We start from the raw sequence: 23,532 nt of genomic DNA on the forward strand, positions 1-23,532 counted from the left end.
TTACCCTCAGACCTCGCGGGACACGCTTATGAAATTGAAGATCGCCGTCCAGATGGATCCCATCGCGCGCATCAACATCCGCGGCGATTCGACCTTTGCGCTGCTGCTCGAGGCGCAGAAGCGCGGCCACGGCATTTCCTATTACACGCCCGACAAGCTGTCGCTGCGCGGCGAGGAGCTGGTGGCGCCGGTGCAGCCTCTCACCGTGCGCGACAAGGTCGGCGATCACTTTACGCTGGGCGAGCCGAAGCGGGAGCCGCTCAACGGCTTCGACGTCGTGCTGCTGCGGCAGGACCCGCCGTTCGATCTCGCCTACATCACCTCGACGCACTTTTTGGAGCGCATCCATCCGAAGACCCTGGTCTTCAACGATCCGGCCAGCGTGCGCAACGCGCCGGAAAAGCTGTTCGTGATGAATTTCCCGCAGCTGATGCCGCCGACCCTGATCTCGCGCGACCTCGACGAGATCAACGCCTTCCGCGACCAGCACGGCGCCGTCGTCATGAAACCGTTGCACGGCCATGGCGGCGCCGCGGTCTTCCGCGTGATGCCGCAGGACATGAACTTCGGCTCGCTGTTCGACATGTTCTCGGTCACCTTCAAGGAGCCCTGGGTGATCCAGCGCTTCCTCCCCGAGGTGAAGCATGGCGACAAGCGCATCATCCTGGTCGACGGCGAATTCGCCGGCGCCGTCAACCGCGTGCCGGCGGCGGACGATCTGCGCTCCAACATGGTGCGCGGCGGTGCTGCCAAGGCGACCGAGCTCTCCGATCGCGAGCGCGAAATCTGCGCCACGCTCGGACCGGCGCTGCGCGAACGCGGCCTGCTGTTCGTCGGCATCGACGTGATCGACGGCAATCTGACCGAGATCAACGTCACCTCGCCGACCGGCATCCGCGCCATTCAGCGGCTCAACGGCTCGGATGTCGCAGCCATGATCTGGGATACCATCGAGAAGAAGCGCGCCGCGAAATAATCCTCTTCCCTTGTGCGCTGCACATACCGGTTGAAGCCCATCTAGCTTTCAACCGCGTACCCGTTCGCCTTATTCTTCTTGCCAGCTTGCGCAGGCGAAGGCAGCATCCTCTTGCCTGCGTCAGGTCAAGCGGCGGGCCAACGCGGGCGACAACGCGAAAATCTCATAAAAAATGTGGAGGAAGACGTTATGACGCTCAATGTCTCACGACGATCCTTGCTCGCGCTCGGCGCCGGTCTCGGCGCCAGCGCACTGCTCGGCGGCACCGCGCAGGCGCGCGCGCCCAAGCTCGGCACGCAGACACCCTATTGGCACCGCTTCGTTCTCGGCGATGCCGAAGTGACCGTCGTCTCCGACGGCCCGCTTCCGCTCGGCGATCCCTCCGGCACCTTCACCGGCGTGCCGAAGGAAGAAGTGAAGAAGATGCTCTCCGACAATTTCCTCTCGCCCGACAATGTCGTGCTCGAGCAGAACTCGCCGATCGTCAACATGGGCGACAGGCTGATCCTGTTCGATACCGGCATGGGCACATCGAAGGCCTTCGGTCCGACCACCGGCCGGCAGCAGAAGAGCATGAAGGAAGCCGGCATCAAGCCGGAGGACATCGACGCCGTCGTGCTGTCGCACGCGCATATCGATCACATCGGCGGCATTGTCGATGCCGACAACAAGCCGCTGTTCCCGAATGCGCAGTACTACATCGCGCAAAGCGATCTCGATTTCTGGACCGACGAAGGCAAGATGGGCAGTCCGTTGAAGGACTTTGTGGTACACGCCCGCAAGAACCTGCTGCCGGTGCGCGACCGCATCGTGTTCTTCAAGGACGGCCAGGAATTCCTGCCCGGTGTGCAGGCGATCGCAGCGCCCGGCCACACCGTGGGCCACACCATCTTCATGGTCAGTTCGGGCGGCAAGTCCTTTGCCTTCCTCGGCGACCTCTCGCATCACGCGGTGCTGCTCTTGGAGCGGCCGCGGATGGAGTTCTCCTACGACACCGACCCGAAGCAGGCGGCGAACTCACGGGTCAAGCTGCTGGAGATGCTGGCCGCCAACAAGACGCCGGTGATGTCCTACCACTTCGCCTGGCCGGGCTACGGCCACGTCGCCAAGGCCGGCGAGGGCTTCCACTACTATCCTGAACCGATGCAGATGACGCTGTGACGGCTGATCATCCGGGGGCGGCGTGCGTCGCCCCCGGGATGTTCCCTTAATGTTCTTGCGCTGAGCAGTCCGCTCCGCTACCTTGGGTGGCGGAAGATAGGGGCAGCATGGTCCAGCGGGTTTCCACCGTCGCGTTCGAGGGGATCGAGGCCCGCGCGGTCGACGTACAGGTCCAGGTCGCGCCGGGATTGCCGGCATTTGCGATCGTCGGCCTGCCCGACAAGGCGGTGTCGGAGGCGCGCGAGCGGGTGCGCTCGGCGCTGATCGCCTCCGGCCTCGCGCTTCCCGCCCGCCGCATCACCGTCAACCTCGCGCCGGCCGACCTGCCCAAGGAGGGCAGCCATTACGACCTGCCGATCGCGCTCGGCCTGATGGCGGCGATCGGGGCGATCCCGCCGGATGCGCTCAGCGGCTTCACCGTGCTCGGCGAGCTCGGGCTCGACGGCTCGATCGCGCCGGTGGCAGGCGTGCTGCCCGCGGCGATCGGCGCCAATTCGCGCGATGAGGGATTGATCTGTCCGGCCGCCTGCGGCTCGGAGGCCGCGTGGGCGAGCCCCGACATCCAGATCATCGCAGCCCATTCGCTGATCCAGATCGCCAATCACTTCAAGGGCACGCAGGTGCTGTCGCGGCCGCAGCCGAAGGTGCATGAGCGCGAGGAAGCGCTGCTCGACCTGCGCGACATCAAGGGCCAGGAAAGCGCGAAACGCGCGCTCGAGATCGCGGCTGCCGGCGGACACCATTTGCTCAGGTGATTGTCTCAATGCCCATGACGGGCTAGAGAGGTCACCGAAATGACACCCACAACGTCGTCCGCCGCGACCGCTGCCGAGCGGCAGCCCCGAGCCTACAGCTACAAGCGCTTCTCTACGCCTGCACAGGAGCAGGGGGATAGCTTGCGCCGTCAGACCAAGATGGCGCAGGATTGGGCGGACCGCGTGGGCGTCCCGCTCGACACCGAGCTTAACCTCACCGACCGAGGCGTATCAGCCTACACAGGCGCCAACCGAGACGTTGGAGCGCTCGGCGAGTTTCTGAATGCCGTACAGGACGGCACAGTTCCGAAAGGCTCGTGGCTGCTCGTTGAGAACCTCGACAGATTGAGCCGCGAACCCGCATTTGACGCGTCATACACCATGCAAGGGATCATCCGCGCAGGCGTGACGGTCGTAGACCTGTCTGACAACGGGGGGCTTGGGCGCGAGTACAACACCGAGACCCTGCGCAGCCAAGAAGGCCTCATGCACATGATGGCGATGCTGCTTTCGTTCGCACGCGGTAACCAAGAGAGCGCCCAGAAGGCGAGACGTGTGGGCGAGGCGTACGCGAACAAGCGCGCGGTGTTCGCCAGCGACCAGAAGATCAGCAAACCGTACACCCGCAGGCTCCCGGCGTGGATACGTTGGAGCGAGAGCACTTCGAGCTACGAACTGATCGAGGACCGAGCGGTGCTGCTACGCTGGATGTTTGAGATGGCGGACGAAGGCACCGGCGCACATGGCATCGCAGCTCACCTCAATGAAACCAAGGCAGACACGTGGGGCGCTGGAGGTTGGAAGGCCGCATACTGGCACAGTTCCTACGTCCGCAAGCTCCTCACCAACAAGGCGGCTATCGGCGTGTTCGTCCCTCACCGCGTGGTGAAGGTCGAAGGACACCGTACGAAGCAACGCATAGCTCAGGAACCCATCGCCCACAGGTTCCCTGCGGCTGTGGATCGTGAATTGTTCGAGCGCGTGAACGCACGTCTAAGCACCACAGAGGCTCGTGGCAAGAACGCCAAGGCCCCCGTGCGCTCCATCTTTGCGGGTGTGATGAAATGCCAGCACTGCGCCGGCACGGTTACAAGGGTCAACAAGGGAGATCATGTGTACCTCGTTTGCTCAGCGGCCCATGCCAAGGCGGGCACACACCCCTACGAGAGCGTGCCTTACCCGCAGGCGGTTAGCGCATTCAAGGCAGGCTTGAAGCGCACGCTGGACACCGCACCCCGAGGCAAGGACACCGCAGGAGTGGACGCCAAGATTGAGCAGTTGAAGGTGGAGATTGATGCGGGTGAGGACGCCGTTAACGAGCTTCTAGAGCTGGCCATCTCCGACAAGAGCACCGCAGCGAGGCAGAGGTTGCAGAAATACGAGCGGGAGCTGGAGTCGCTCAGGGACGACCTGAGGACCGCAATCGAGCGCCGTGAGATGCTCATGGGCACCAACGTGGAGAAGCGTCTGGCGGCGTTGGAGAAGGCACTCACAGCGGAGCCAATAGACACCGAGGAGGCCAACAAGGCACTGCGAGGAGCGGCGCGCGCCATGATCATGCGGCCACAGGAAGGACGTTTGGACATCCTATGGCATCACGCGGAGGAGCCTCAGGAGACGCTATTTATGACGAACCGCTTTGACTGGGACGCCAATCAAATTGAAGACCAAGAGCAAGCAGAACGATGACCCGTAAGAAGATCAAAACCGAGCACACAGCCGCAACCCTTGACGCTGAGGTCAAGAAGGCGACCAAGGAATTAGAGCGGCCGTCGAAGGAAGACGGGCTGGTGGTGTCGGTGCGCGTCCAGGACGTCGACACAAGACCCCAGCTGTTTCAGCCGCGCATCTTCGCGCAGGGGGTCAAGGAGGTTGACGAGAGCAACGTACATAAGCTGATGCGGCTCATTGGGACTATCGGAGAGTTGGATCCGATTGTTGTCGTCAAGCTCGCATCGCGGTGGATTTGCGTGGACGGGCACCACCGACTTGAAGCGTACAGCCGCTTGGACTGGAAGGAGCCGATCAGGGCCTCTTGGTTTCCCGGAGACGTGAGGGCCGCGCTGGATCATGCTGTGACCAGCAACGAGGTGGTGAAGCTCGACATTCCTGACCGGGACCGTTTCGAGGTGGCGTGGCAACGGGTGGTGTTAGGCTGGGGCAGCAAGGCCGAAATCGCACGCCTTGCGGTCGTCAGCCCTCGGCTCGTGGGCAACATGCGCATGATCAAGGCGAAGTACGACAAGGGAGATGACTTCTCGAAGCAATTCCGCGCCGCCCTCGGAGCCGAGCTGAAGGACGTTACTTGGCGTCGAGCGAAGATGGCTCATGACGGCGCTGAGCCGGGACAGATCGACAAGCACGAAGCCGCCGTGAAGCTCGCAAAGACACTGGGCAACCGATTGCACCACAAGCTCTCAGAGGACCCAGAGGTTACCGCAATCGCGTTAGCGCTATACGACCAGCACTTGCCCCAACCGCTGTCATGGGAACTGCGCAAATTCACCCGCAATGAAGGCGACACCGAGATACCGACGTACCCCCGGGCATCATTAGCAACCATGACGGACCGTGAGCTGCAGGAGACCGTGGAACGTATCGACAGCGCCCGGTCATCGTTGTTGCGGCAGCAGCGAGAGGCAGAAGCCGAGCAGGACCGCCGGAACGCGGGGTGGACGCCTTCGGACGACACATGGGACCAATGGATAGCCGATGCCGCCGCAGATGAGGCCTGAGGGTATGCACGATGGACCGGCCCTATGCACGTGCACAGGCTAGAACGGTGATTGGGGGCACGGAAAAAGGCGTAAGGCGACAACCGGAGTACACTTTGGGGCAACGAAGGCTTAAATTGGGACCGAAGCGGGACAATTGTTAATAACCGGGTCCGGGCCCGAAAGTGATAGAGCGGGTCCGGGTATGCGGCCTACCTGCGGAAACCCCCGCGATGAGCTATCACCAAGCCCAAGGCGGCACGAAAACGACGTGTTCCCATCTGCCGCGCGAGCTGCTGCCGCAAGTCTGGCGGCGGCCGACCCCTTGAAGCCGAGTAGTCTGAAGCCGTGACATGGGGGTCAAGCAGAAAGGGGCCCGGTCGCCCGTATGGGACCCATTGTCCACTCGGGGATCGGCATTCCGGCGAAGATGGCTGGTGAGGTTTTCCGGCGTCTTCATACCGCGCGCGGGTGAGCTCACAGACCAACATTTGGAGCCATCAGGCGGAAAGTGATGCCCGCCAGCTCGCGGCCTGAACGGCATTTTCCCAATCTTCCTCCGCACCTTGCACGTGCGCCACGACGCCAAGACTGCTTGCGCACCGCGGCGACGCGTGTTTATGTGATGGTGGCCCGGGGGAGACTTGAACTCCCGACATGCCGTTTAGTAGACGGCTACTCTATCCTGCTGAGTTACCGGGCCGAAAGCAGTGCCGAACCGAGCCGGGCGGGGAGTAGTGCCCCCAACCACAGCCCGGCCCGGGTTAGACGCTGCTGTTGACCATGTGCCACATGGTGCTGGTCTCCTTTCTTACTTGAGCAAATCGATAAGCCCCGGCGTGCCACCGCCGGGGTTCTTCGTTTCACCTTCCGGCGGAACGTAGAACCAAACGCGTCCATCGCGTCGTACCAACTCGTCTTTCGAGAGACGGTACAAAGTCATCCCAATCGTCTTCTCATGCAACTTCGCAGAGAATGCATTCTCGTAGTACTGCCTAAGCTCCGCAGCCTTTAGACCGTTAGGAGCAGCAAGCCTCAACCTTTCGAGAATTGTCTCTTTGACCTTTGGCGGCTCTTCCTCGGTTTCGCGCGACGAACCTTTGTCGCCGAAGAGCGCAACATCTTCGGCGCTGGAACCGAACATCTCATCGGTGTCGGTGGACGATGCGGCCGCTAAGTCGGATTCTGCGAGCGTGGATACGCTGGTTGAACCGAAAGCATCAGTCTCTTCATGGGTACCAGGAGCGACTGTCTGAGTGGCACTCTCGGGAACGTTCTCGCTTTGAGCAAGCGGCGCGGGAGCTGCGGGCGCGGCAGGCGGCTCGTAAGCGAGTGTGATAGTCGCAATGAAGCGGTGTCCATTCGGGGTGGTGTCCGACGTCGCGTAATTGAGACCGTGGATCAAGGAGCGGCCCTTCTCGAGCGCAGCCATGTAGGCAGGCCTGCCGATTTGCTCCGCCACCTTCTTCCACACGTTCTCGTCGGAGAGGTCAAAGCCGAACACGGAGAAGGCGGCCTTTAGGTTCGCCACTTGGTCGTTGCGCTGCTTCAAACGAACGTTCGCGTCTGTGATAATTTTCTGGTCCAAGTCGCGCAGCTCCACCTCGCGCAGAAAGCGAGAAAGCAAGACGCAGATGGCGGTGTTGTCGTCCGAAGGAATCATGGCGTCACCTTTACCTCACCCTACACGGTTCCAAGCGAACGGCAATCACTGTTTTTCGTGACTAGTCCATCAACCGCAGATTTCCCACAGATTGCCTTGTACCCCTACAAACTCAAGTCCCAGAAGAAACCCCGATGAGTTTGTCATTGACTGAATCACCTGCTCATGATGGGCTCGCCCGGCGCCGGCAAGTCGATGCTGGCGGCGCGACTGCCCTCGATCCTGCCGCCGCTGTCGCCGTCCGAACTGCTCGAAGTCTCGATGATCGCGTCGGTCGCCGGCGAGATCCGCGACGGCGCGTTGACCGCGCGGCGCCCGTTCCGCAGCCCGCATCATTCCGCCAGCATGGCGGCGCTGACCGGCGGCGGCATGCGCGCCAAGCCGGGCGAGATCTCGCTCGCGCATCAGGGCGTGCTGTTCCTCGACGAATTGCCGGAGTTCGATCCGCGCGTGCTGGATTCGCTGCGCCAGCCGCTGGAGAACGGCGAGGTTTCGGTGAGCCGGGCCAACCATCGCGTCACCTATCCGGCGCGCTTCATGCTGGTCGCGGCGATGAACCCGTGCCGCTGCGGCCACGCCTATGAGCCCGGCTATTCCTGCAAGCGCGGCCGGCTCGACCGCTGCACCGCCGACTACCAGATGCGGATCTCCGGGCCGCTGATGGATCGCATCGACCTGCGGATCGAGGTGCCGGCCGTGACCGCGGCGGATCTGATCTTGCCGCCGCCGGCGGAGGGCTCGGCCGAAGTCGCCGCACGCGTCGCGGCCGCGCGCGACATCCAGCTCGCGCGCTACGCGGCGGCCGGCATGCCGCATGTCCGCACCAATGCGGAAGCGCCGAGCGCGCTGCTCGAGACCATCGCGCAGCCCGATGCGCATGGCCAGAAGCTGCTCCGCGAGGCGGCCGAGACCATGCACCTCACCGCGCGCGGCTATCACCGCGTGCTGCGGGTGGCGCGCACGCTCGCCGACCTCGACGGCGCCGAGACGATCGGCAGGCTGCACCTCGCCGAAGCGCTGTCCTATCGTGCATTGGCCGACGATTTGCGCCGCGCGGCGTGATCTCCCGCGTTTTCCGCCCGGTGCCCGCCGCGTCAACGCGGTGGTAACCACCATCCTTTACGCTCCGCAAACCATAAGCACCGCGATCCGCGGCAAGCTTGGGTCGAGCGAGTTGTGTCATGTTGCGTATGAAGGTTTTGGCCTCGGTGGTCCCCCTGGCCGTGGCCGCGGTATTCGCCCGCGCTGAATTCCTGCCGGGCCCCCGACCCTGCATCGAGGTGGGCAATGCCACGATGCAGATCGCATCGGTCCCCTGGCAGGCGCGGCTTCACGTCAGCTTCACCGACGACCCCGGCCTTGCCACCGTCCGGGTCCGGGTCGCCGACAGCGCCGAGGCCGCCGACTTCACGGTGATCGACGACATCGACGAGGCCGAGGCCGGCGCCTGCGAAGGCAACGCCGCGCCGCAGCTGATCGGGATTTCCAGCGCGCCAACCGCGACCGGCCCGATCATCTATCTTTCCCATGACGGCCCGTTCGATTACCGCGTCTACGTGCAGTCGAAGACGTTTTCGGCGCGCGATGCCGCGGCCCTGATCGTCAGCGCCCGCGGCGGACACCGCCGCCTCGAGGCGGCATCGCTGGCGCCGCACGCGCGCTTCGTCGACCAGACAATGGCGGAGTTAACCCCCCGCTAACCCTGTTCCGAGGGCGGCGCGAAACGGCCACCAACCTCAAGCACTTTTCAAGGTGGCCGACGCATCCTCATCGCCAGATCGGGCACTCTCAGGACCACCATTGATGGGGCGTTTCTTCCGGATCAAGTTGCGCCTTCGCCGCTTCCTGCGGCGCCATTCCTGGGTCGCGACGATCGTCCGTTCCTTCACGATCTTCTCCGTCGCATTCGGCGGTGCCTTCGGGTTCATTTCCGGCGCCCTCTCGCAACACAGCGGCTACGATCCCAATACGTTCGCGATCGGCGTCAGCTTCCTGTTCGCGCTCGCCTGTCTCTGGATCGTGACGCTCGGTATCCGGCTGCGGCTGTTGCGCAGAAAGTTGCGCACCATCGCCATGCACAATGAGGCGATGGCCGACCGCAACTGGGAACTGCAGGAGGCCGAACAGCGCGCCTCCGCCCTGTTCGAGGCGCAGGACGATTTGATCGTGCTGCGCGACCTCGACGGCCTCATCACCTACGCCAACGACGCCTATTGCGCGCTGGCGCAGATCCCCCGCGGCGAATTGATCGGCAGCACCGCCACCCTCAAGGTGCTCGAGCAGGGCGACACCGCGCTCGAATCCAACGGCACGCGGGTCTACGACCAGAAGATCGAGGGACCGCTCGGGCCGCGCTGGATCGCCTGGCGCGAGGGCCTCGTGCGCAACGATGCCGGCGCGCCGGCGGAGATGCAGAGCGTCGGCCGCGACGTCACCGACCGCACCGAGAGCGAGCGCGCGCTGGCCGAAGCCCGCGATCAGGCCGACGCCGCCAACCGCGCCAAATCGCGCTTCCTTGCGATGGCAAGCCACGAGATCCGCACTCCGCTGAACGGCATCATCGGCATGAGCGGACTGTTGATGGACACCCAGCTGACGCCGGAGCAGGCGACCTACGTCAAGGCGGTCAAGACCTCCGGCGACGCGCTGCTCGCGCTGATCGAGGAGCTGCTCGACTATTCCAAGATCGAGGCCGGCAAGATCGATCTCGAGCACCGCGCCTTTGCACTGTCCGGCTTGATCGAGGACATCACCGAGTTGCTGGCGCCGCGCGCGCAGGCCAAGGGCATCGAGATCGCCGCCTATGTCGACGAGCGGCTGCCGATGCAGGTGACCGGCGACGCCGCGCGGCTGCGTCAGGTGCTGCTCAATCTCGCCGGCAACGCCATCAAGTTCACCGCGACCGGCGGCGTCGCGCTGATCGTCGAGCCCGGCATCTGGCCGAACGAGATCAGCTTCCTGGTTCGCGACACCGGCATCGGCATCGCACCGGAAGCGCAGCAGCGCATCTTCCGGGAGTTCGAGCAGGCCGACGACCGCATCGCGCGCAGCTATGGCGGCACCGGCCTCGGCCTCTCGATCAGCGACCGCATCGTCAAGCGAATGGGCGGCCGGATCTCGCTCGCAAGCACGCCGGGCGCAGGCTCGACCTTCGAGGTCTCGATCCCGCTCGCCGCCGCCGACACCGGCGAGGCCAATGGCTTCACGGCGCCCGACCTCGCCGGCCAATCCATCATGCTGGTCGCACCGCACAGCATCGAGGCTTCGCTGATCTCGCGGCGATTGCAGCGCTGGGGTGCGCAGACCTGCATCGTGTCGGATGCCGATGTCGCCGAGGCGTTGCTGCCGGAGCGGAGCTGGCACACGGTCCTGATCGATCACACGCTGGGCACGCCGGCGATCGAGGCGTTCGCCAACGCTGCTCGCATCCACGCAACCCATCGCATCGTGATGGTCACGCCGGCGACGCGGCAGGACCTTTCGACCTCCGAGGCGGCCGCATTCACCGGCTACCTGGTCAAGCCGCTGCGTGCGTCGTCGCTCGCCGCACGCCTGACCGCGTCACCCGAAATCGCCGCGCCAAGCCTTGCAATGCCAAGCCTTGTGACGCCGAGTCTTGTGACGCCAAGCCTTGCGATCGAGACGGTCGCCGAGTCCGCGCCCACTGCGCCGGCGGCCGCACCACCGCACAAGGGGCTCTCGATCCTGGTTGCGGAAGACAATGAGATCAACGCGCTCCTGATGCGCTCGCTGCTCGCCCGGCTCGGCCACACCGTCGTCATCACCACCAATGGCGAGCAGGCGATGGAATCCTGGCTCTCGGCGACGTCGGCCGGCACGCCCTACGATCTCGTGCTGATGGACATCCAGATGCCGCGCCTCAACGGCATCGAGACCACCAAGCAGATCCGCGCCCACGAGTCCGGCGGGCTGGCCGGCCAGTCCGGACGCCGGACGCCGATCCTGGCATTGACCGCCAACACGCTGGTGGAGGATCGCTACGCCTGCTTCGAAGCCGGCATGGATGGCTTTCTGATCAAGCCGCTCGACCGCGAGCAGCTGGAAGAAGCGCTGGCGAGCCTTGCCGCCGCGCGGCATATCGCGGCGTAGCAGGCAAAACCTCTCCAGTGTCGTCCCTGCTTTCGCAGGGGCGACGGCTGTGATTTTGGAAACACTACAGCCGGCGCAGCGCGACCGACTGCACCACATGGTCGGCGCCCTTCTTCAGGATCAGCGTCGCGCGCGGCCGGGTCGGCAGGATGTTGTCCTCGAGATTGGCGAGGTTGGTGCGCTCCCAGATCGCGATCGCGGTTGCGGTCGCTTCCTCGTCCGACAGCAGCGCATAGCGGTGGAAGTAGGACCTCGGATCGGTGAACGCGGTGTCGCGCAGCGCCAGGAAGCGCTTGACGTACCACTGCCGCAGCGCGGACTCGTCGGCGTCGATATAGACCGAGAAATCGAAGAAGTCGGAAACAAATGGCACGGCCTTGCCGTCGCGCGGCAGCCGTCCGGTCTGGAGCACGTTGACGCCCTCGACGATCAGGATGTCGGGCTGGTCGATCTCAACCCATTTGTTCGGCACGATGTCATAGGTCAGATGCGAATAGACCGGCGCACGCACGCGGCGCCGTCCAGCCTTGATGTCGCTGAGGAACGCCAGCAGGGTCGGCAGGTCGTAGCTCTCAGGAAAGCCCTTCTTCTGCATGATGCCCTGCCGCTCGAGCACAGCATTCGGAAACAGGAACCCGTCGGTCGTGATCAGGTCGACCTTCGGCCGCGGCGACCAGCGTGCCAGCAGCGCCTGCAGCACGCGGGCGGTGGTCGACTTGCCGACGGCGACGGAGCCTGCGACACCGACGATATACGGCATCTTGCGGTCGCGGATGTTGAGGAACTGGCGCTGCGAATAATACAGCCGCTGGGTCGCATCGACATAAATGGAGAGCAGTCGCGACAACGGCAGATAGATGTCCTCGACCTCCTGCAAATCGAGGCGGTCGTGCATCGAACGCAGGCGGTCGAACTCGCCCGGCTCGAGCGTCATCGGCGTATCGTCGCGCAAATGCGACCATTGCTGGCGCGTGAAGGTGCGGTAGGGGTTGTATTGCTGATCTGGTGCCCGGATGTCCATGAGGCCGCCCCTGTCAATGCGCTCGATCATGTGCGCTAGTCGCGCTTGCGCGCCGCCTTCTCTTCCAGTCCCGACATCGAGGTGCGCTTCTCCAGCGCGGCCTCGACATCCTCCAGCTTCACGCCGCGTGATTTCAACAGAACCAGCAGATGAAACACGAGATCGGCACTTTCCGCGATCAGATGATCGCGGTCATTCCCGACCGCGGCGATCACGGTCTCGACCGCTTCCTCGCCCAATTTCTTGGCGCAGTGCTCCGCGCCCTTGTCGAGCAGCTTGCGGGTATAGGACGCCTCGCCGCCCGTTGCAGCGCGGGCGTCGATGGTGGCAGCCAGATCGTGGACCGTGAAACGCGACATCAACTCAACTCAAGCATGCGCACCGGCACCGCTCTGGTGCCATCCCTGGCTGGGGGCTTAGCATTTTTGTGACAAGGAGTCCCCAACCACTCGGTTTGAGCGTGGTCTTTTCGGAAAACCGGTCTCCACTCCATTTTGCGCTAACGCGGCCGTACCGGTTCGGACCACGCACGCTAGGGATCGAGGCGCATCGGCAGGCCGGCGCGCACCATGTGATCCTTGGCCTGGCGGATGGTAAATTCCCCGAAGTGGAAGATCGAGGCGGCCAACACGCCGGTGGCATGACCCTCGCGGACGCCATCGACCAAATGATCGAGATTGCCGACGCCACCGGACGCGATGACCGGTACGGGGACACTGTCCGCGATCGCCCGGGTCAGCGGCAGGTCAAAGCCCTGCCTCGTGCCGTCCCGGTCCATCGAGGTCAGCAGGATTTCGCCGGCGCCGAGCGCGACGACCTCCTGGGCATATTCGATGGCATCGATCCCGGTGGCATTACGCCCACCATGGGTGAAGATCTCCCAGCGCTCCGAGCCGCCGGCGCGCTTGACCCGCTTGGCGTCGATCGCGACCACGATGCATTGCTCGCCGTACTTCTCGGCCGCCTCCTTGACGAACTCACGGCGGCTGACGGCCGCGGAATTGATCGAGACCTTGTCGGCGCCGGACCGCAGCAGGGTCTTGATGTCGTCGACGGTGCGGACGCCGCCGCCCACGGTCAGCGGCATGAAGCAAGCCTCCGCCGTCCGCCGCACCACATCCAGCATGATGCCGCGGTTCTCATGGGTGGCGGTGATGTCGAGGAAGGTGAGCTCGTCGGCGCCGGCGGCGTCATAGGCGATCGCGGCCTCGACCGGGTCGCCGGCGTCGCGCAGATCGACGAAGTTGACGCCCTTGACCACGCGCCCGTCCTTGACGTCGAGACAGGGGATCACGCGAACCTTGAACATATATGCCTCCTAGGCCGCGCTGCGGATCAGCTTGAGCGCGGCGGCCGGATCAAGCCGTCCGTCGTAGAGCGCCCGGCCGACGATCGCGCCGGCGAGTTTTTTGGCACGCGGCTCAAGAAGCGCCTTGACGTCGTCGATCGAGGCAAAGCCGCCGGAGGCGATCACCGGAATCGAGATACGGTCGGCGAGGGCGATCGTGGCGTCGAGGTTGAGGCCCTTGAGCAGGCCGTCGCGGGCGATGTCGGTGAAGATGATCGCGGCGACGCCGGCATCCTCGAAGCGCTGCGCGATCTCGAGCGCCGTCACATGCGAGGTCTCGGCCCAGCCCTCGACCGCGACCTTGCCGTCGCGCGCATCGAGACCCACCGCGACGCGGCCGGGGAATTTCCTTGCCGCGCCCTTCACCAATTCGGGATCGCGCACCGCCGCGGTGCCGATGATGACGCGCGTAATGCCCTTGTCGAGCCAGGCTTCGATGGTCTTGAGGTCGCGGATGCCGCCGCCGAGCTGCACCGGCATGGTGACGGCCTTCAGCATCGCCTCCACCGCATGCGCGTTCATCGGCTTACCGGCGAAGGCACCGTCGAGATCGACGACATGGAGATATTCGAAGCCCTGCGCGGCGAAGCTCGCCGCCTGCGCCGCCGGATCGAGATTGAACACGGTGGCGCGCGCCATGTCGCCCTGCTCCAGGCGCACGCACTGGCCGTTTTTCAGATCAACCGCTGGAAAAAGAATCACGGCTTCCACTTCAAGAAATTGGCGATCAGAGCGAGGCCGAAACGCTGGCTCTTCTCGGGGTGAAACTGGGTACCGATCGCGGTGTCCTTACCCACGATCGCGGTCACCGGCCCGCCGTAGTCGGCGCGTGCCAGCACGTCCGCCTCGTTGGCGGCGTTGAGGTGATAGGAGTGCACGAAATAGGCGTGGCGCCCCTTCGGCCCGAGCGGCAGCCGCTCCAGCACCGGGTGCTCGCGCACCATGTCGAGCGTATTCCAGCCCATATGCGGGACCTTCAGGCTCTCGTCGCGCGGCTCGATCTTCACGACATCGCCGCCGATCCAATTGAAGCCCTCGGTGATGACGTGCTCCTTGCCGCGCGTCGCCATCAGCTGCATGCCGACGCAGATGCCGAAGAACGGCCGCGCCTTGACCCGCACCGCCTCGGTGAGCGCTTCCAGCATGCCGTCGACCGCATCGACGCCGCGGCGGCAATCGGCGAACGCGCCGACACCGGGCAGCACGATCCGATCGGCGCGATAGACCGCGTCGGGATCGCGCGTCACCTTGATGGCTTGCGGATCCTCCATGCTGCGCGCGGCGCGCTCGAAGGCCTTCGCCGCCGAATGCAGATTGCCGGAGCCGTAATCGATGATTGCGACCGTCATCGCGATCCTCCTGGCTCTGGAAACAATCCGATGATGCCGCCCTGCGGCATCGGCGGGGGTTTTGAGAATGATTGACCGGGAACGTCTCGGGTCGGCGGTGGTCCGCCGCGATCGACAGACCGCTGGTCGTTGACGGCGCCGCGATGCCGCGCGGTCCAGCGCTCGAAGAAGCGGCGCTCGGCGGCCTCCCTGTTGTCGGCCACGACGATGTCGAGCTGGCGCCATTTGCGCCGCGACAGCGTCCAGCGTTGCAAGGTCGCAGCCTCCAGCCCGATCAGCACCATCAACACCAGGTCGACGAGCAAGATCGCGCCGCGGCCGATCCCGAGCTTGGCCAGCGCAAAATCGATCGCGAAGGTCAGCACCAGCCAGCCGATCAGCGCCAGCCAGAGCCGATGCCAGGCCAGCCAGACCACACCGGCGACGGCGGCCCAGAAATGGAAGCCGTCGCGCACGAAGACGAACTTGTCGGCCGCCGCGAGATTGGCGCCGTTGGCCACGGGGGCATGCACTGTATAGACCGGCATCGAACGCTCCGCCGAGGATGGACTTTTACTTGCCGCATGATCTCCGGGAAAACCGGTGCCACCGTTTCCGGATCATGCTCCCGGGGTCAGCCGCCGAGCTGACCCTTTGTGGAGGGCACTTCGCCCTGGGCACGCGGATCGATCGCAACCGCGGTCCGGAGTGCCCTCGCCAAACCCTTGAAACAGGATTCGGAGATATGATGGCTGTTCTCGCCATATAGGGTCTCGACGTGGAGAGTCACGCCGGCGTTCATCGCGAAGGCGTTGAACCATTCGCGCACCAGCTCGGTGTCGAACTCGCCGATCTTGTCGCGCGGGAACTCGACCTTGAACACCAGCACCGGGCGGCCGGAAATGTCGATCACGACCCGCGACAGCGTCTCGTCCATCGGCATGTGGATCGAGGCGTAGCGGGTGATGCCGGCCATGTTGCCGAGCGCCTGCTTCACGGCCTGCCCGAGCGCGATCCCGACGTCTTCGGTGGTGTGGTGGTAATCGACATGGAGATCGCCATCCGCCTTCACCGTGATGTCGATGCGCGAATGCCGGGCCAGGAGGTCGAGCATATGGTCGAAGAAGCCGATCCCGGTCGAAACCGTGGATACGCCTGCTCCGTCGAGGTTGACCGTCACCTCGATGTCGGTCTCCTTGGTCTTGCGCTTGATGGTTGCCGTGCGCATGAAGATTGAGCTTTCCCGTGCCGAAAACGCCGGTCTTTTAACAGGCTGATGTCACCTTCGCTACTGCGGGATGACCCCGAAACGCCCTAACTTCGGGCCATGGTGACCGGAATTCCTTGCCAAATCGCCCGATTGTAACCCCCTGCCTGACCGCCTAAATCTGCCCGGAAGAGAGGTAACCTATGCAAGCATCCCAAAATGAGCTGCCGGTCTGGCATGGCACCACGATCTGCACGGTCCGCAAGGGCGGCAAGGTGGTGATCGGCGGCGACGGGCAGGTCTCGATCGGCCAGACCGTGATCAAGGCCAATGCCAAGAAGGTCCGGCGGATCGGCAAGGGCGACGTGATCGGCGGCTTTGCCGGCGCCACCGCCGACGCCTTCACCCTGTTCGAGCGGCTGGAGAGCAAACTGGAGCAATATCCGGGGCAGCTGACCCGGGCGGCCGTCGAGCTCGCCAAGGATTGGCGGACCGACCGTTATCTGCGCCGGCTGGAGGCCATGATGATCGTGGCCGACAAGGACGTCTCCCTGGTGCTGACCGGCACCGGCGACGTGCTGGAGCCCGAATCCGGGGTCATGGCGATCGGCTCCGGCGGCAATTACGCCCTCGCCGCGGCCCGCGCGCTGGTCGATACCGACAAGGACGCCGAGACCATCGTGCGCCGCGCGCTGGATATCGCCGCCGATATCTGCGTCTACACCAACCGGAACGTGACGATCGAGACGATCGGCGGCTGAGCATGGCCGGCCCCTATCGTTTCCGGGCGATGACGACGGACGACCTGCCGCAGATCAAGCGGTGGCTGGCCCTGCCGCATGTCCGGGAGTGGTGGGGCGATCCGGCCGAGCAATATGCGCTCGTGAGCGGCGACCTCGAGGAGCCTGCGATGGACCAGTTCATCGTTGCCGCCAACGATAGCGATTTCGGCTACATCCAGTGCTACGACCTGACGGCGTGGAATTCCGGCTTCGGCAGGCAACCGGCAGGCACCCGCGGCATCGATCTCTTCATCGGCGCGTTCGACATGGTGGCGGGCGGCCACGGCTCGGCGCTGATCCGCGCCTTTGTCGACGACCGGCTGGCGCAAGGCGCGCCACGCATCGTCACCGATCCCGATCCGGCCAATGCGCGTGCCGTACGCGCCTATGCGAAGGCGGGCTTTCGCGAGGTCGGAATGGTCGATACGCCCGACGGGCCTGCACTGCTGATGATCCGCGACAAATGACGTACAGCATGATCCGGAAAGGTGCGAAGCGGTTTTCCGAAAAGATCATGCTCAAACAATGAGCTAACGTCGCGGGCGCGGAACGGCGCTTGCCGAGACCATCCTTTCAACCTAGCTAGAGCCAATGACCGACTTCTCCCCCCGCGAAATTGTTTCTGAACTTGACCGTTTCATCGTCGGCCAGGCCGATGCCAAGCGCGCGGTCTCGATCGCGCTGCGCAACCGCTGGCGGCGGCTGCAGCTTGCCGGCTCGCTGCGCGAGGAGGTTCTGCCCAAGAACATCCTGATGATCGGGCCGACCGGCGTCGGCAAGACCGAGATCGCGCGGCGGCTGGCCAAGCTTGCGGGCGCGCCGTTCCTCAAGGTCGAAGCCACCAAGTTCACCGAGGTCGGCTATGTCGGCCGCGATGTCGAGCAGATCGTCCGCGACCTCGTCGAGGTGGCGATTTCGCAGACCCGCGAGCGCAAGCGCAAGGACGTCCAGGCCCGTGCCCAGCTCGCCGCCGAGGAGCGCGTGCTGGATGCGCTGGTCGGCCCCGGAGCGAGCCCGGCGACGCGGGAGTCGTTCCGCAAGAAGCTGCGCGCCGGCGAACTCAACGACAAGGAAATCGAGATCGAGACGCAGTCGTCCGGCAGCGGCATGCCGATGTTCGAAATCCCGGGCATGCCCGGCGCCCAGATGGGCGCGATCTCGCTCGGCGACATCTTCGGCAAGATGGGCGGGCGCAGCAAGACCCGCCGCCTGACGGTGGAAGGCTCGCACGAGATCCTCGTCAACGAGGAGTCCGACAAGCTGCTCGATACCGACCAGCTGGTGCAGGAGGCGATCAGCGCCGTCGAGAACAACGGCATCGTCTTCCTCGACGAGATCGACAAGATCTGCGTGCGCGAGAATCGCCAGGGCGGCGACGTCTCGCGCGAAGGCGTGCAGCGCGACCTGCTGCCGCTGATCGAGGGCACCACGGTCTCGACCAAGCACGGCGCGGTCAAGACCGACCACATCCTGTTCATCGCCTCGGGCGCCTTCCATATCGCCAAGCCGTCGGACCTGCTGCCCGAACTGCAGGGCCGCCTGCCGATCCGCGTCGAGCTGCAGGCGCTGTCCCGCGACGACATGCGCCGAATCCTGACCGAGCCCGAGGCGTCGCTGATCAAGCAATATGTCGCACTGCTGAAGACCGAGGGCGTCACGCTGGACGTCACCGACAGCGCGATCGACGCGCTGGCCGACGTTGCCGTCGCGGTCAATTCCACGGTCGAGAACATCGGCGCGCGGCGGCTGCAGACCGTGATGGAGCGAGTGCTGGACGAGATCTCCTTCACCGCGCCCGACCGCCACGGCGAGACCATCCAGGTCGACGCCGACTACGTGACCAAGCATGTCGGCGACCTCGCCAAGAACGCCGATCTGAGCCGGTTTATTTTGTAGGCGGTACAGCCATCGTCGCCCCGGCGAAGGCCGGGGCCCATAACCCCCGCAGCCCGCAGCAACCAAGACTCGGGCCGACATTCCTTCTAAAAACTGCCTTCGGTGGTTATGGGTCCCGGGTCGCGCTTCGCTTGCCCGGGACGATGAGAGTGGGCGATCGATGAATCTGCGAGTCTGGGAAAACCCCTGGCGCTTGATGCTGGCCGTCAATGCGGCCGTGCTGGTCGGGGTGTTCCTGCACAAGATCGCGCTGCCACCCTTCGTCCCGTACATCCATCTCCTGGTCGACTATCACTACGGCTTCACCAAGCGCGCGCTGATCGGCGCGGTCGTGTCGCTGTTCACCGACAAGGTACCGGTGTGGCTGGTGTTCGCGCTGGCCGGCGCGGTATGGCTGGTGACGCTCGCCCTGTTCGTCAAACTGTTCCAGCGGACATTCGGCTTCGACGACGCGCATTGGCCGCTGTTCGTCTTCATCGCGGGATCGCCGTTCTTCCTGAAGAATTTCATGCACACGCTCGGCCATTTCGACATCTATGGCTGTGCGCTGACGATCGTGCTGCTGCTGATTCCGGCGCGCTCGGTCCTCTATGTGCTGATCGCGGCGCTGTTCTCGATCCTGCTGATCCTGGTCCATCACATCTTCGTCCTGATGTATGTTCCGACCATCGCGGCGATCGTGGTGCTGCGCTTCTATCTGATGCAACACGTGACGCCGCGGAACATCGCCGTCGGCCTTATGGCGCTCGCGGCGGTCGGCATCCTGTTCCTGGTCGCGCAGTTCGCGGGCACTGTCGAGGTGCCTTACGACGAATTCATCCGTCATCTGCAGAGCCGGATGGCCGATCCGTCGCGAACCGACCTGCTTCAGTTCGGCTACATCTGGTACCAGCCGCTGTCGAAGGAGTTCGCCGACACCTGGGCGCGGATGCCCTCGAACATCCTGGGCGTCCCGGTGTTTGCGCTGCTGATCTGGCTGCACGCGCCGCTGTGGCGCTATTTCGCGCGGCTGATCGGCGCGCTCGCGAATGAGCTGCATCGGCCGATCGTGTTCGCCGCACTCATCTTGATCAGCGCCGGCTATTTCGTGATGTTCGTGACCGTGTTCGACTATTCGCGCTGGATCTCGAACTGGGCGGTCTGCATGTTCCTGATGCTGCACGCCACCAAGATGCTGCCGGCGTCGAAGGACGTGCCGCCGATCCCGTCAGACGATCGCAAGACGACGATATCAGGCTGGATCGTTACGCTGATCCCGCGCGTCGGGATCGTGCGGCCGTTCTAGTCATTTTGTTTGCGCATGATCATTCTCGGAAAACCGCTTCACACTTTTCCGGATCATGCTCAGCGCGCGCGCCGGACGCGCACATAGAGCGCGCCCTCGCCGCCATGGCCGATATGCGCTTCCTCGAAGCCGACCACCAGCGAGCGGAATTCCGGCAGGCTGAGCCATTCCGGCACCTGCCGGCGCAGCACGCCGCGTTCGGAATCCGCCCCGCCGACCTTGCCCTTGCCGGTGATGACGAGCACGAAGGTGAGCCCGTCGCTGTGCGCGCGCTGCAGGAAGGTGAACAGCACGCGATGCGCGCGGATCTGCGTCATGCCGTGCAGATCAAGCCGCGCATCGATCTCCTGCCGGCCGCGCGAAAGCTTTGCACGTTCGCGGCGGCCGATCGGCGCGAGCGGCGGCACCTGCGGACGCGGCGCCGGCGCCGCCTTGACCGACGTCACCGGCTTGACCGGGATGGGCTTGACCGCGCCGTGATGCATGGCCGGGTCAGAGGCTGCGGCGTGGGCTTTCGGTGCGGCCGACCTCTTGCGCAGCGGCTTGACCTGCTTGGCCACGCTTTCCCAGAGCGCACGCTCTTCCTCGCTCAGCGCGCGTTTGCGCCGCGACGGAGCGGACAGATCGGGGATCGGCACGGGTCGTTTCATTGATCGCGGTGATGGCGATAGCGTCGAGTGCGCCGCTTCTCCGGTTGCGGAATGTCGGGCCGGGCGACCGGCAACGGCACCGGTTCTGCCACAGGCGCCGACTGTGCAACAGAGGTCATTGCGGCCGGTGCTGCGGGCGCGACATCCTTCGCGGTCGGGCCCTTGGGGGCGCCATTTGCCGCGTCCTTGCTCCCAGCCTTGGCGACGGTCGCAGTCGGCACATCCGCCGGCTTGTCCTTTAGCGGATCGGTCTGCGGTAACAGTTTTGCGATCCTGGCCGATGGCCGCTCGTCAGGGATCGGCAGCTTGCGGCCGCGCGCGACCGGGTCGAGCGTCTTCGGCACCAGCATCACGAACTGCATGTTGTGCCGCAGCCGGCCCGAGACCTTGCCGGCATCCGCGCCGGCGCCGAAATAGAGATCGGCGCGCGCCGGGCCGACGATCGCCGATCCAGTATCCTGCGCGATCATCAGGCGATGGAACGGCGTCTTGGATTGCTCGGATTCGATCGGCAGCTCGCCGGCAATGAAGAACGGTGTGCCGTAGACATGCAGCGCCTTGTCGACCGCGATCGAGCGGCCGGGCGTCAGCGGCACGCCCTGCGCGCCGACCGCCTCGTCCTTGTCGGACAGCGGAACCTCGCGGAAGAACACGTAGGCCCGGTTTTGCCGCCGCAACTCCTTGGCGCCGTCGGGATTCTGCTCCATCCACTCCCTGATCTTCTGCATCGACATCTGGTCCTTCGGGATGATGCCGCGGTCGATCAGGACGCGTCCGACCGGCGTATAGGGATAGCCATTATGCGCGTCGTAATTGATGCGCAGGGTGGTGCCGTCCTCGAACTTGATCCGCGCCGAGCCCTGGATTTGCGCGAACAAGAGATCGGTCTGGCTCTTCAGCCAGGCGATCTCGAGACCACGGCCGGCGATCGCGCCGTCCTCGATCTGAGCGCGGTCGTAATAGGGCACGAGCTTGCGCCGGCCGATCTTGCGATACACCGGACCGCTGTTGGGCAGGCCGACAGAAGCTTGCGTTTTGCCCCGCACGAACAGGTTGGACGGCCGGCGATAGACCGGAACATTGTAGACGTCGGTCTGGGTCCGCGAGCCATCGAGCACCGGCTCGTAATAGCCGGTGACGAAGCCGGCATCCTCGCCGAGCCGCGAGATCCGCAGCGGAACGAAATTCTGCTCGAAGAATTCCTTCGCTTTCGCGCCGCTGGCGAGATCGAGTCCCTTGGCGATCCCGCAAGGATCGCGCAGCGAGCTGCCGAGCGCCTTCGAATCCGCGGGCGCGCCCTGCTGGGCAGCGATCGGCTTGCAGCTGGCGCGAAACGCCTTGTAGGCCGCGAGATGATCGTCGTCGCTCCAGCCGGAGACATTGGCCCAGGCGAGCGGCTCATACTGGCTGCCGCTGACCTGCAGCGGCAATTCCAGATTGGGATAGGGGATCGGGTGGCTATGCTCGTGTCGCGGCGCAGCGTGCCGGCTCGACCTGTAGCGCGCGGCGATCGCCGCGGTGGAGCACACAACCGCGAGCGCGCAGCACGCGATCGCGAGGCGCCCGTAGCTGAGATGTTTAGTGAGCGCTTCCAGTGCCAACCAGCTTCCAATTCGGATCGCGGGAAGTCGAGTCGCGGGCGAATGTCCAGATGTCGGTGATGTCGGCGACCTTGTCCGGGCTGCCGTCGACGATCGTTCCCGCCTTGTCGCGCGTGACCGAGATCATCTGCGACACAAAGCGGACGGTCAGCTGGGTCGAGCGATCGCGCGTCTCCGCGCTGACAATCTCGGCCTTGTCGATCGACACGAACCGCGTCTCGGTCTTCTGCTCGTGCTTCTCGCGATCCTTGATCGCGGCCTCGAAGCTTTCATAGACTTCGGCTGACAGCAGGTCGCGCAGCGCGCGGCGATCGCCATTGGCGAAGGCCAGCACGATCATTTCATAGGCCGAGCGGGCGCCCGAGAGGAAATGCCGCGGATCGAACGAGGAATCCTGGGCGACGACCGCGTCGAGACCCTGCGCCAGCGGCGTGCCGGGCTCGGCGATGCCCTTCCAGCGTTCCGTGGGCTCGACCGGTTCGGCGGGCGCGGCCGGGGCCGGCTGATCGATCACCGATCCCGGGATCGGCACGACGTTGTTATCCTGGCCGCGCTGCAGGACGTTGGGTGCTGCACGATCATACGGCGGCCGCTCGCTTCCCGTGCGCTGGCCGAGAACGCTGCGCAGGCGCAGGAAGATAAATACGGCCAGCGCCAGGAAGATGATGGTGTAGATATCCACGTCGAATTCGCTTTCTGGTCTCTGCCGGCAACGGGCCGGGCATCAAAGCGTTCCCGGTCGGGAACGGCAGAGATTACATCACCGATTGAGTCCGCAGCATGTAGGCACGAAACTATGCCCGGGGCCAATGGCGCTTTTTGGCACGGGCAAGTGTAGCGCGTTTTGACCCCGGGGGGAAACCCGTTCCTTCCCGGAAATCGCGTATCTTCAATAATTTAGGAAGCCGTTAAGGGATTGGGCGGAGTTGCGTTCACCATCCCGATGCCGGCAATTTGGCCGCAGCGCCGTCGGCCCGCACGCGCTCGTCGTCCTTGTGGACCGAGCCGGGCCTATGATAGCCACTCGCCGGCATC

Annotated in this window: 21 protein-coding genes, 1 tRNA gene and 2 pseudogenes; 12 read left to right on the forward strand and 12 right to left on the reverse strand. The window is 64.6% G+C overall.

All coding sequences use genetic code 11. The features are described from left to right. Window positions 1–28: 28 nt before the first annotated feature. The 5 genes and pseudogenes from gshB to ACVW1C_RS19560 all read left to right on the forward strand — a co-directional run bounded on the left by gshB (window position 29) and on the right by ACVW1C_RS19560 (window position 5,627). Window positions 29–976 carry a glutathione synthase gene (gene gshB, locus ACVW1C_RS19540; RefSeq protein WP_456759817.1) on the forward strand — a complete coding sequence of 316 codons (948 nt, stop codon included), beginning with the start codon at window positions 29–31 and terminating at the stop codon, window positions 974–976. Window positions 977–1,165: 189 nt separating this feature from the next. After that, window positions 1,166–2,137 carry an MBL fold metallo-hydrolase gene (locus tag ACVW1C_RS19545; RefSeq protein WP_456759818.1) on the forward strand — a complete coding sequence of 324 codons (972 nt, stop codon included), beginning with the start codon at window positions 1,166–1,168 and terminating at the stop codon, window positions 2,135–2,137. Window positions 2,138–2,244: 107 nt separating this feature from the next. Further along, a pseudogene (locus ACVW1C_RS19550) lies at window positions 2,245–2,886 on the forward strand (magnesium chelatase domain-containing protein); the annotation flags it as partial. 45 nt (window positions 2,887–2,931) lie between these two features. Further along, window positions 2,932–4,581: a recombinase family protein gene (locus ACVW1C_RS19555; RefSeq protein ID WP_456759819.1), complete on the forward strand. Its 1,650-nt coding sequence runs from the start codon at window positions 2,932–2,934 to the stop codon at window positions 4,579–4,581. Next, window positions 4,578–5,627, forward strand: a complete 1,050-nt coding sequence (locus ACVW1C_RS19560) for a hypothetical protein (RefSeq protein ID WP_456759820.1) — start codon at window positions 4,578–4,580, stop codon at window positions 5,625–5,627. The genes ACVW1C_RS19555 and ACVW1C_RS19560 overlap by 4 nt, the downstream gene beginning before the upstream one ends. 605 nt (window positions 5,628–6,232) lie before the next feature. On the opposite strand, the gene ACVW1C_RS19565 is transcribed toward ACVW1C_RS19560, so the two are convergent. Both ACVW1C_RS19565 and ACVW1C_RS19570 read right to left on the reverse strand, forming a co-directional pair. Continuing rightward, window positions 6,233–6,309: transfer RNA gene (locus ACVW1C_RS19565), tRNA-Ser, on the reverse strand. Window positions 6,310–6,417: 108 nt separating this feature from the next. Then, window positions 6,418–7,269, reverse strand: coding sequence for a hypothetical protein (locus ACVW1C_RS19570; protein WP_456759821.1), 852 nt, complete (start codon window positions 7,267–7,269; stop codon window positions 6,418–6,420). A 153-nt stretch (window positions 7,270–7,422) separates the two neighbouring features. Between ACVW1C_RS19570 and ACVW1C_RS19575 the strand changes: the two are divergent. From ACVW1C_RS19575 to ACVW1C_RS19585, 3 genes and pseudogenes are all read left to right on the forward strand, one after another. Further along, window positions 7,423–8,331: pseudogene (locus ACVW1C_RS19575) on the forward strand (YifB family Mg chelatase-like AAA ATPase); the annotation flags it as partial. Window positions 8,332–8,450: 119 nt separating this feature from the next. Continuing rightward, on the forward strand, window positions 8,451–8,969 hold the full coding sequence (locus ACVW1C_RS19580) for a hypothetical protein (protein WP_456759822.1): 519 nt from the start codon (window positions 8,451–8,453) through the stop codon (window positions 8,967–8,969). Between the two features lie 103 nt (window positions 8,970–9,072). Then, a complete protein-coding gene (locus tag ACVW1C_RS19585; RefSeq protein ID WP_456759823.1) occupies window positions 9,073–11,379 on the forward strand; it encodes a response regulator in 2,307 nt (768 codons plus the stop codon). Between the two features lie 64 nt (window positions 11,380–11,443). On the opposite strand, the gene coaA is transcribed toward ACVW1C_RS19585, so the two are convergent. From coaA to hisB, 7 genes are all read right to left on the reverse strand, one after another. Next, the gene (coaA, locus tag ACVW1C_RS19590; RefSeq protein ID WP_456763120.1) at window positions 11,444–12,400 is read right to left on the reverse strand and encodes a type I pantothenate kinase; all 957 of its coding nucleotides are present in this window, start codon (window positions 12,398–12,400) and stop codon (window positions 11,444–11,446) included. A 35-nt stretch (window positions 12,401–12,435) separates the two neighbouring features. Continuing rightward, window positions 12,436–12,759 carry a phosphoribosyl-ATP diphosphatase gene (locus ACVW1C_RS19595; RefSeq protein ID WP_092120999.1) on the reverse strand — a complete coding sequence of 108 codons (324 nt, stop codon included), beginning with the start codon at window positions 12,757–12,759 and terminating at the stop codon, window positions 12,436–12,438. 173 nt (window positions 12,760–12,932) lie between these two features. Beyond that, window positions 12,933–13,709, reverse strand: a complete 777-nt coding sequence (hisF, locus tag ACVW1C_RS19600; protein ID WP_092121002.1) for an imidazole glycerol phosphate synthase subunit HisF — start codon at window positions 13,707–13,709, stop codon at window positions 12,933–12,935. 9 nt (window positions 13,710–13,718) lie between these two features. Further along, window positions 13,719–14,450, reverse strand: a complete 732-nt coding sequence (hisA, locus tag ACVW1C_RS19605; RefSeq protein ID WP_173639840.1) for a 1-(5-phosphoribosyl)-5-[(5-phosphoribosylamino)methylideneamino]imidazole-4-carboxamide isomerase — start codon at window positions 14,448–14,450, stop codon at window positions 13,719–13,721. Beyond that, window positions 14,447–15,097: an imidazole glycerol phosphate synthase subunit HisH gene (gene hisH, locus ACVW1C_RS19610; RefSeq protein ID WP_456759824.1), complete on the reverse strand. Its 651-nt coding sequence runs from the start codon at window positions 15,095–15,097 to the stop codon at window positions 14,447–14,449. The genes hisA and hisH overlap by 4 nt, the downstream gene beginning before the upstream one ends. After that, window positions 15,094–15,624: a DUF2628 domain-containing protein gene (locus ACVW1C_RS19615; protein ID WP_456759825.1), complete on the reverse strand. Its 531-nt coding sequence runs from the start codon at window positions 15,622–15,624 to the stop codon at window positions 15,094–15,096. The genes hisH and ACVW1C_RS19615 overlap by 4 nt, the downstream gene beginning before the upstream one ends. 86 nt (window positions 15,625–15,710) lie before the next feature. Further along, window positions 15,711–16,304 carry an imidazoleglycerol-phosphate dehydratase HisB gene (gene hisB / locus ACVW1C_RS19620; RefSeq protein WP_021078165.1) on the reverse strand — a complete coding sequence of 198 codons (594 nt, stop codon included), beginning with the start codon at window positions 16,302–16,304 and terminating at the stop codon, window positions 15,711–15,713. 182 nt (window positions 16,305–16,486) lie between these two features. Between hisB and hslV the strand changes: the two genes are divergently transcribed. The 4 genes from hslV (at window position 16,487) to ACVW1C_RS19640 (ending at window position 20,246) form a co-directional block, all read left to right on the forward strand. Next, a complete protein-coding gene (gene hslV / locus ACVW1C_RS19625) occupies window positions 16,487–17,044 on the forward strand; it encodes an ATP-dependent protease subunit HslV (protein ID WP_024583062.1) in 558 nt (185 codons plus the stop codon). 2 nt (window positions 17,045–17,046) lie between these two features. Next, the gene (locus tag ACVW1C_RS19630) at window positions 17,047–17,532 is read left to right on the forward strand and encodes a GNAT family N-acetyltransferase (protein WP_456759826.1); all 486 of its coding nucleotides are present in this window, start codon (window positions 17,047–17,049) and stop codon (window positions 17,530–17,532) included. Between the two features lie 124 nt (window positions 17,533–17,656). After that, on the forward strand, window positions 17,657–18,961 hold the full coding sequence (gene hslU, locus ACVW1C_RS19635) for an ATP-dependent protease ATPase subunit HslU (RefSeq protein WP_456759827.1): 1,305 nt from the start codon (window positions 17,657–17,659) through the stop codon (window positions 18,959–18,961). Between the two features lie 160 nt (window positions 18,962–19,121). Then, window positions 19,122–20,246: a hypothetical protein gene (locus tag ACVW1C_RS19640; protein ID WP_456759828.1), complete on the forward strand. Its 1,125-nt coding sequence runs from the start codon at window positions 19,122–19,124 to the stop codon at window positions 20,244–20,246. A 59-nt stretch (window positions 20,247–20,305) separates the two neighbouring features. Here ACVW1C_RS19640 and ACVW1C_RS19645 read toward each other — a convergent pair whose 3' ends face one another. The 3 genes from ACVW1C_RS19645 to ACVW1C_RS19655 are packed head-to-tail and all read right to left on the reverse strand — an operon-like array spanning window position 20,306 to window position 23,179. Continuing rightward, entirely contained in the window at window positions 20,306–20,896 is a 591-nt protein-coding gene (locus tag ACVW1C_RS19645; protein ID WP_456759829.1) for a Smr/MutS family protein, read from the reverse strand. Further along, complete coding sequence (locus ACVW1C_RS19650) at window positions 20,893–22,497, reverse strand: MltA domain-containing protein (protein WP_456759830.1); 1,605 nt, start codon at window positions 22,495–22,497, stop codon at window positions 20,893–20,895. The genes ACVW1C_RS19645 and ACVW1C_RS19650 overlap by 4 nt, the downstream gene beginning before the upstream one ends. Beyond that, entirely contained in the window at window positions 22,475–23,179 is a 705-nt protein-coding gene (locus ACVW1C_RS19655) for a Tim44/TimA family putative adaptor protein (protein ID WP_092121026.1), read from the reverse strand. Before ACVW1C_RS19655 ends, ACVW1C_RS19650 begins: the two co-directional genes overlap by 23 nt. Window positions 23,180–23,532: the final 353 nt, after the last annotated feature.

It is taken from the genome of Bradyrhizobium sp. USDA 4011 (assembly GCF_054063415.1).

Coding starts and splice junctions, on each gene's coding strand:
- ACVW1C_RS19545 (WP_456759818.1), top strand. CDS start 1,166: ATGACGCTCAATGTCTCACGACGATCCTTGCTCGCGCTCGGCGCCGGT.
- ACVW1C_RS19585 (WP_456759823.1), top strand. CDS start 9,073: ATGGGGCGTTTCTTCCGGATCAAGTTGCGCCTTCGCCGCTTCCTGCGG.
- ACVW1C_RS19560 (WP_456759820.1), top strand. CDS start 4,578: ATGACCCGTAAGAAGATCAAAACCGAGCACACAGCCGCAACCCTTGAC.
- coaA (WP_456763120.1), bottom strand. CDS start 12,400: ATGGACATCCGGGCACCAGATCAGCAATACAACCCCTACCGCACCTTC.
- hisH (WP_456759824.1), bottom strand. CDS start 15,097: ATGACGGTCGCAATCATCGATTACGGCTCCGGCAATCTGCATTCGGCG.
- ACVW1C_RS19580 (WP_456759822.1), top strand. CDS start 8,451: ATGTTGCGTATGAAGGTTTTGGCCTCGGTGGTCCCCCTGGCCGTGGCC.
- ACVW1C_RS19630 (WP_456759826.1), top strand. CDS start 17,047: ATGGCCGGCCCCTATCGTTTCCGGGCGATGACGACGGACGACCTGCCG.
- hslU (WP_456759827.1), top strand. CDS start 17,657: ATGACCGACTTCTCCCCCCGCGAAATTGTTTCTGAACTTGACCGTTTC.
- gshB (WP_456759817.1), top strand. CDS start 29: ATGAAATTGAAGATCGCCGTCCAGATGGATCCCATCGCGCGCATCAAC.
- hslV (WP_024583062.1), top strand. CDS start 16,487: ATGCAAGCATCCCAAAATGAGCTGCCGGTCTGGCATGGCACCACGATC.
- hisF (WP_092121002.1), bottom strand. CDS start 13,709: ATGTTCAAGGTTCGCGTGATCCCCTGTCTCGACGTCAAGGACGGGCGC.
- ACVW1C_RS19640 (WP_456759828.1), top strand. CDS start 19,122: ATGAATCTGCGAGTCTGGGAAAACCCCTGGCGCTTGATGCTGGCCGTC.
- ACVW1C_RS19645 (WP_456759829.1), bottom strand. CDS start 20,896: ATGAAACGACCCGTGCCGATCCCCGATCTGTCCGCTCCGTCGCGGCGC.
- ACVW1C_RS19595 (WP_092120999.1), bottom strand. CDS start 12,759: ATGTCGCGTTTCACGGTCCACGATCTGGCTGCCACCATCGACGCCCGC.
- ACVW1C_RS19570 (WP_456759821.1), bottom strand. CDS start 7,269: ATGATTCCTTCGGACGACAACACCGCCATCTGCGTCTTGCTTTCTCGC.
- ACVW1C_RS19615 (WP_456759825.1), bottom strand. CDS start 15,624: ATGCCGGTCTATACAGTGCATGCCCCCGTGGCCAACGGCGCCAATCTC.
- hisB (WP_021078165.1), bottom strand. CDS start 16,304: ATGCGCACGGCAACCATCAAGCGCAAGACCAAGGAGACCGACATCGAG.
- ACVW1C_RS19555 (WP_456759819.1), top strand. CDS start 2,932: ATGACACCCACAACGTCGTCCGCCGCGACCGCTGCCGAGCGGCAGCCC.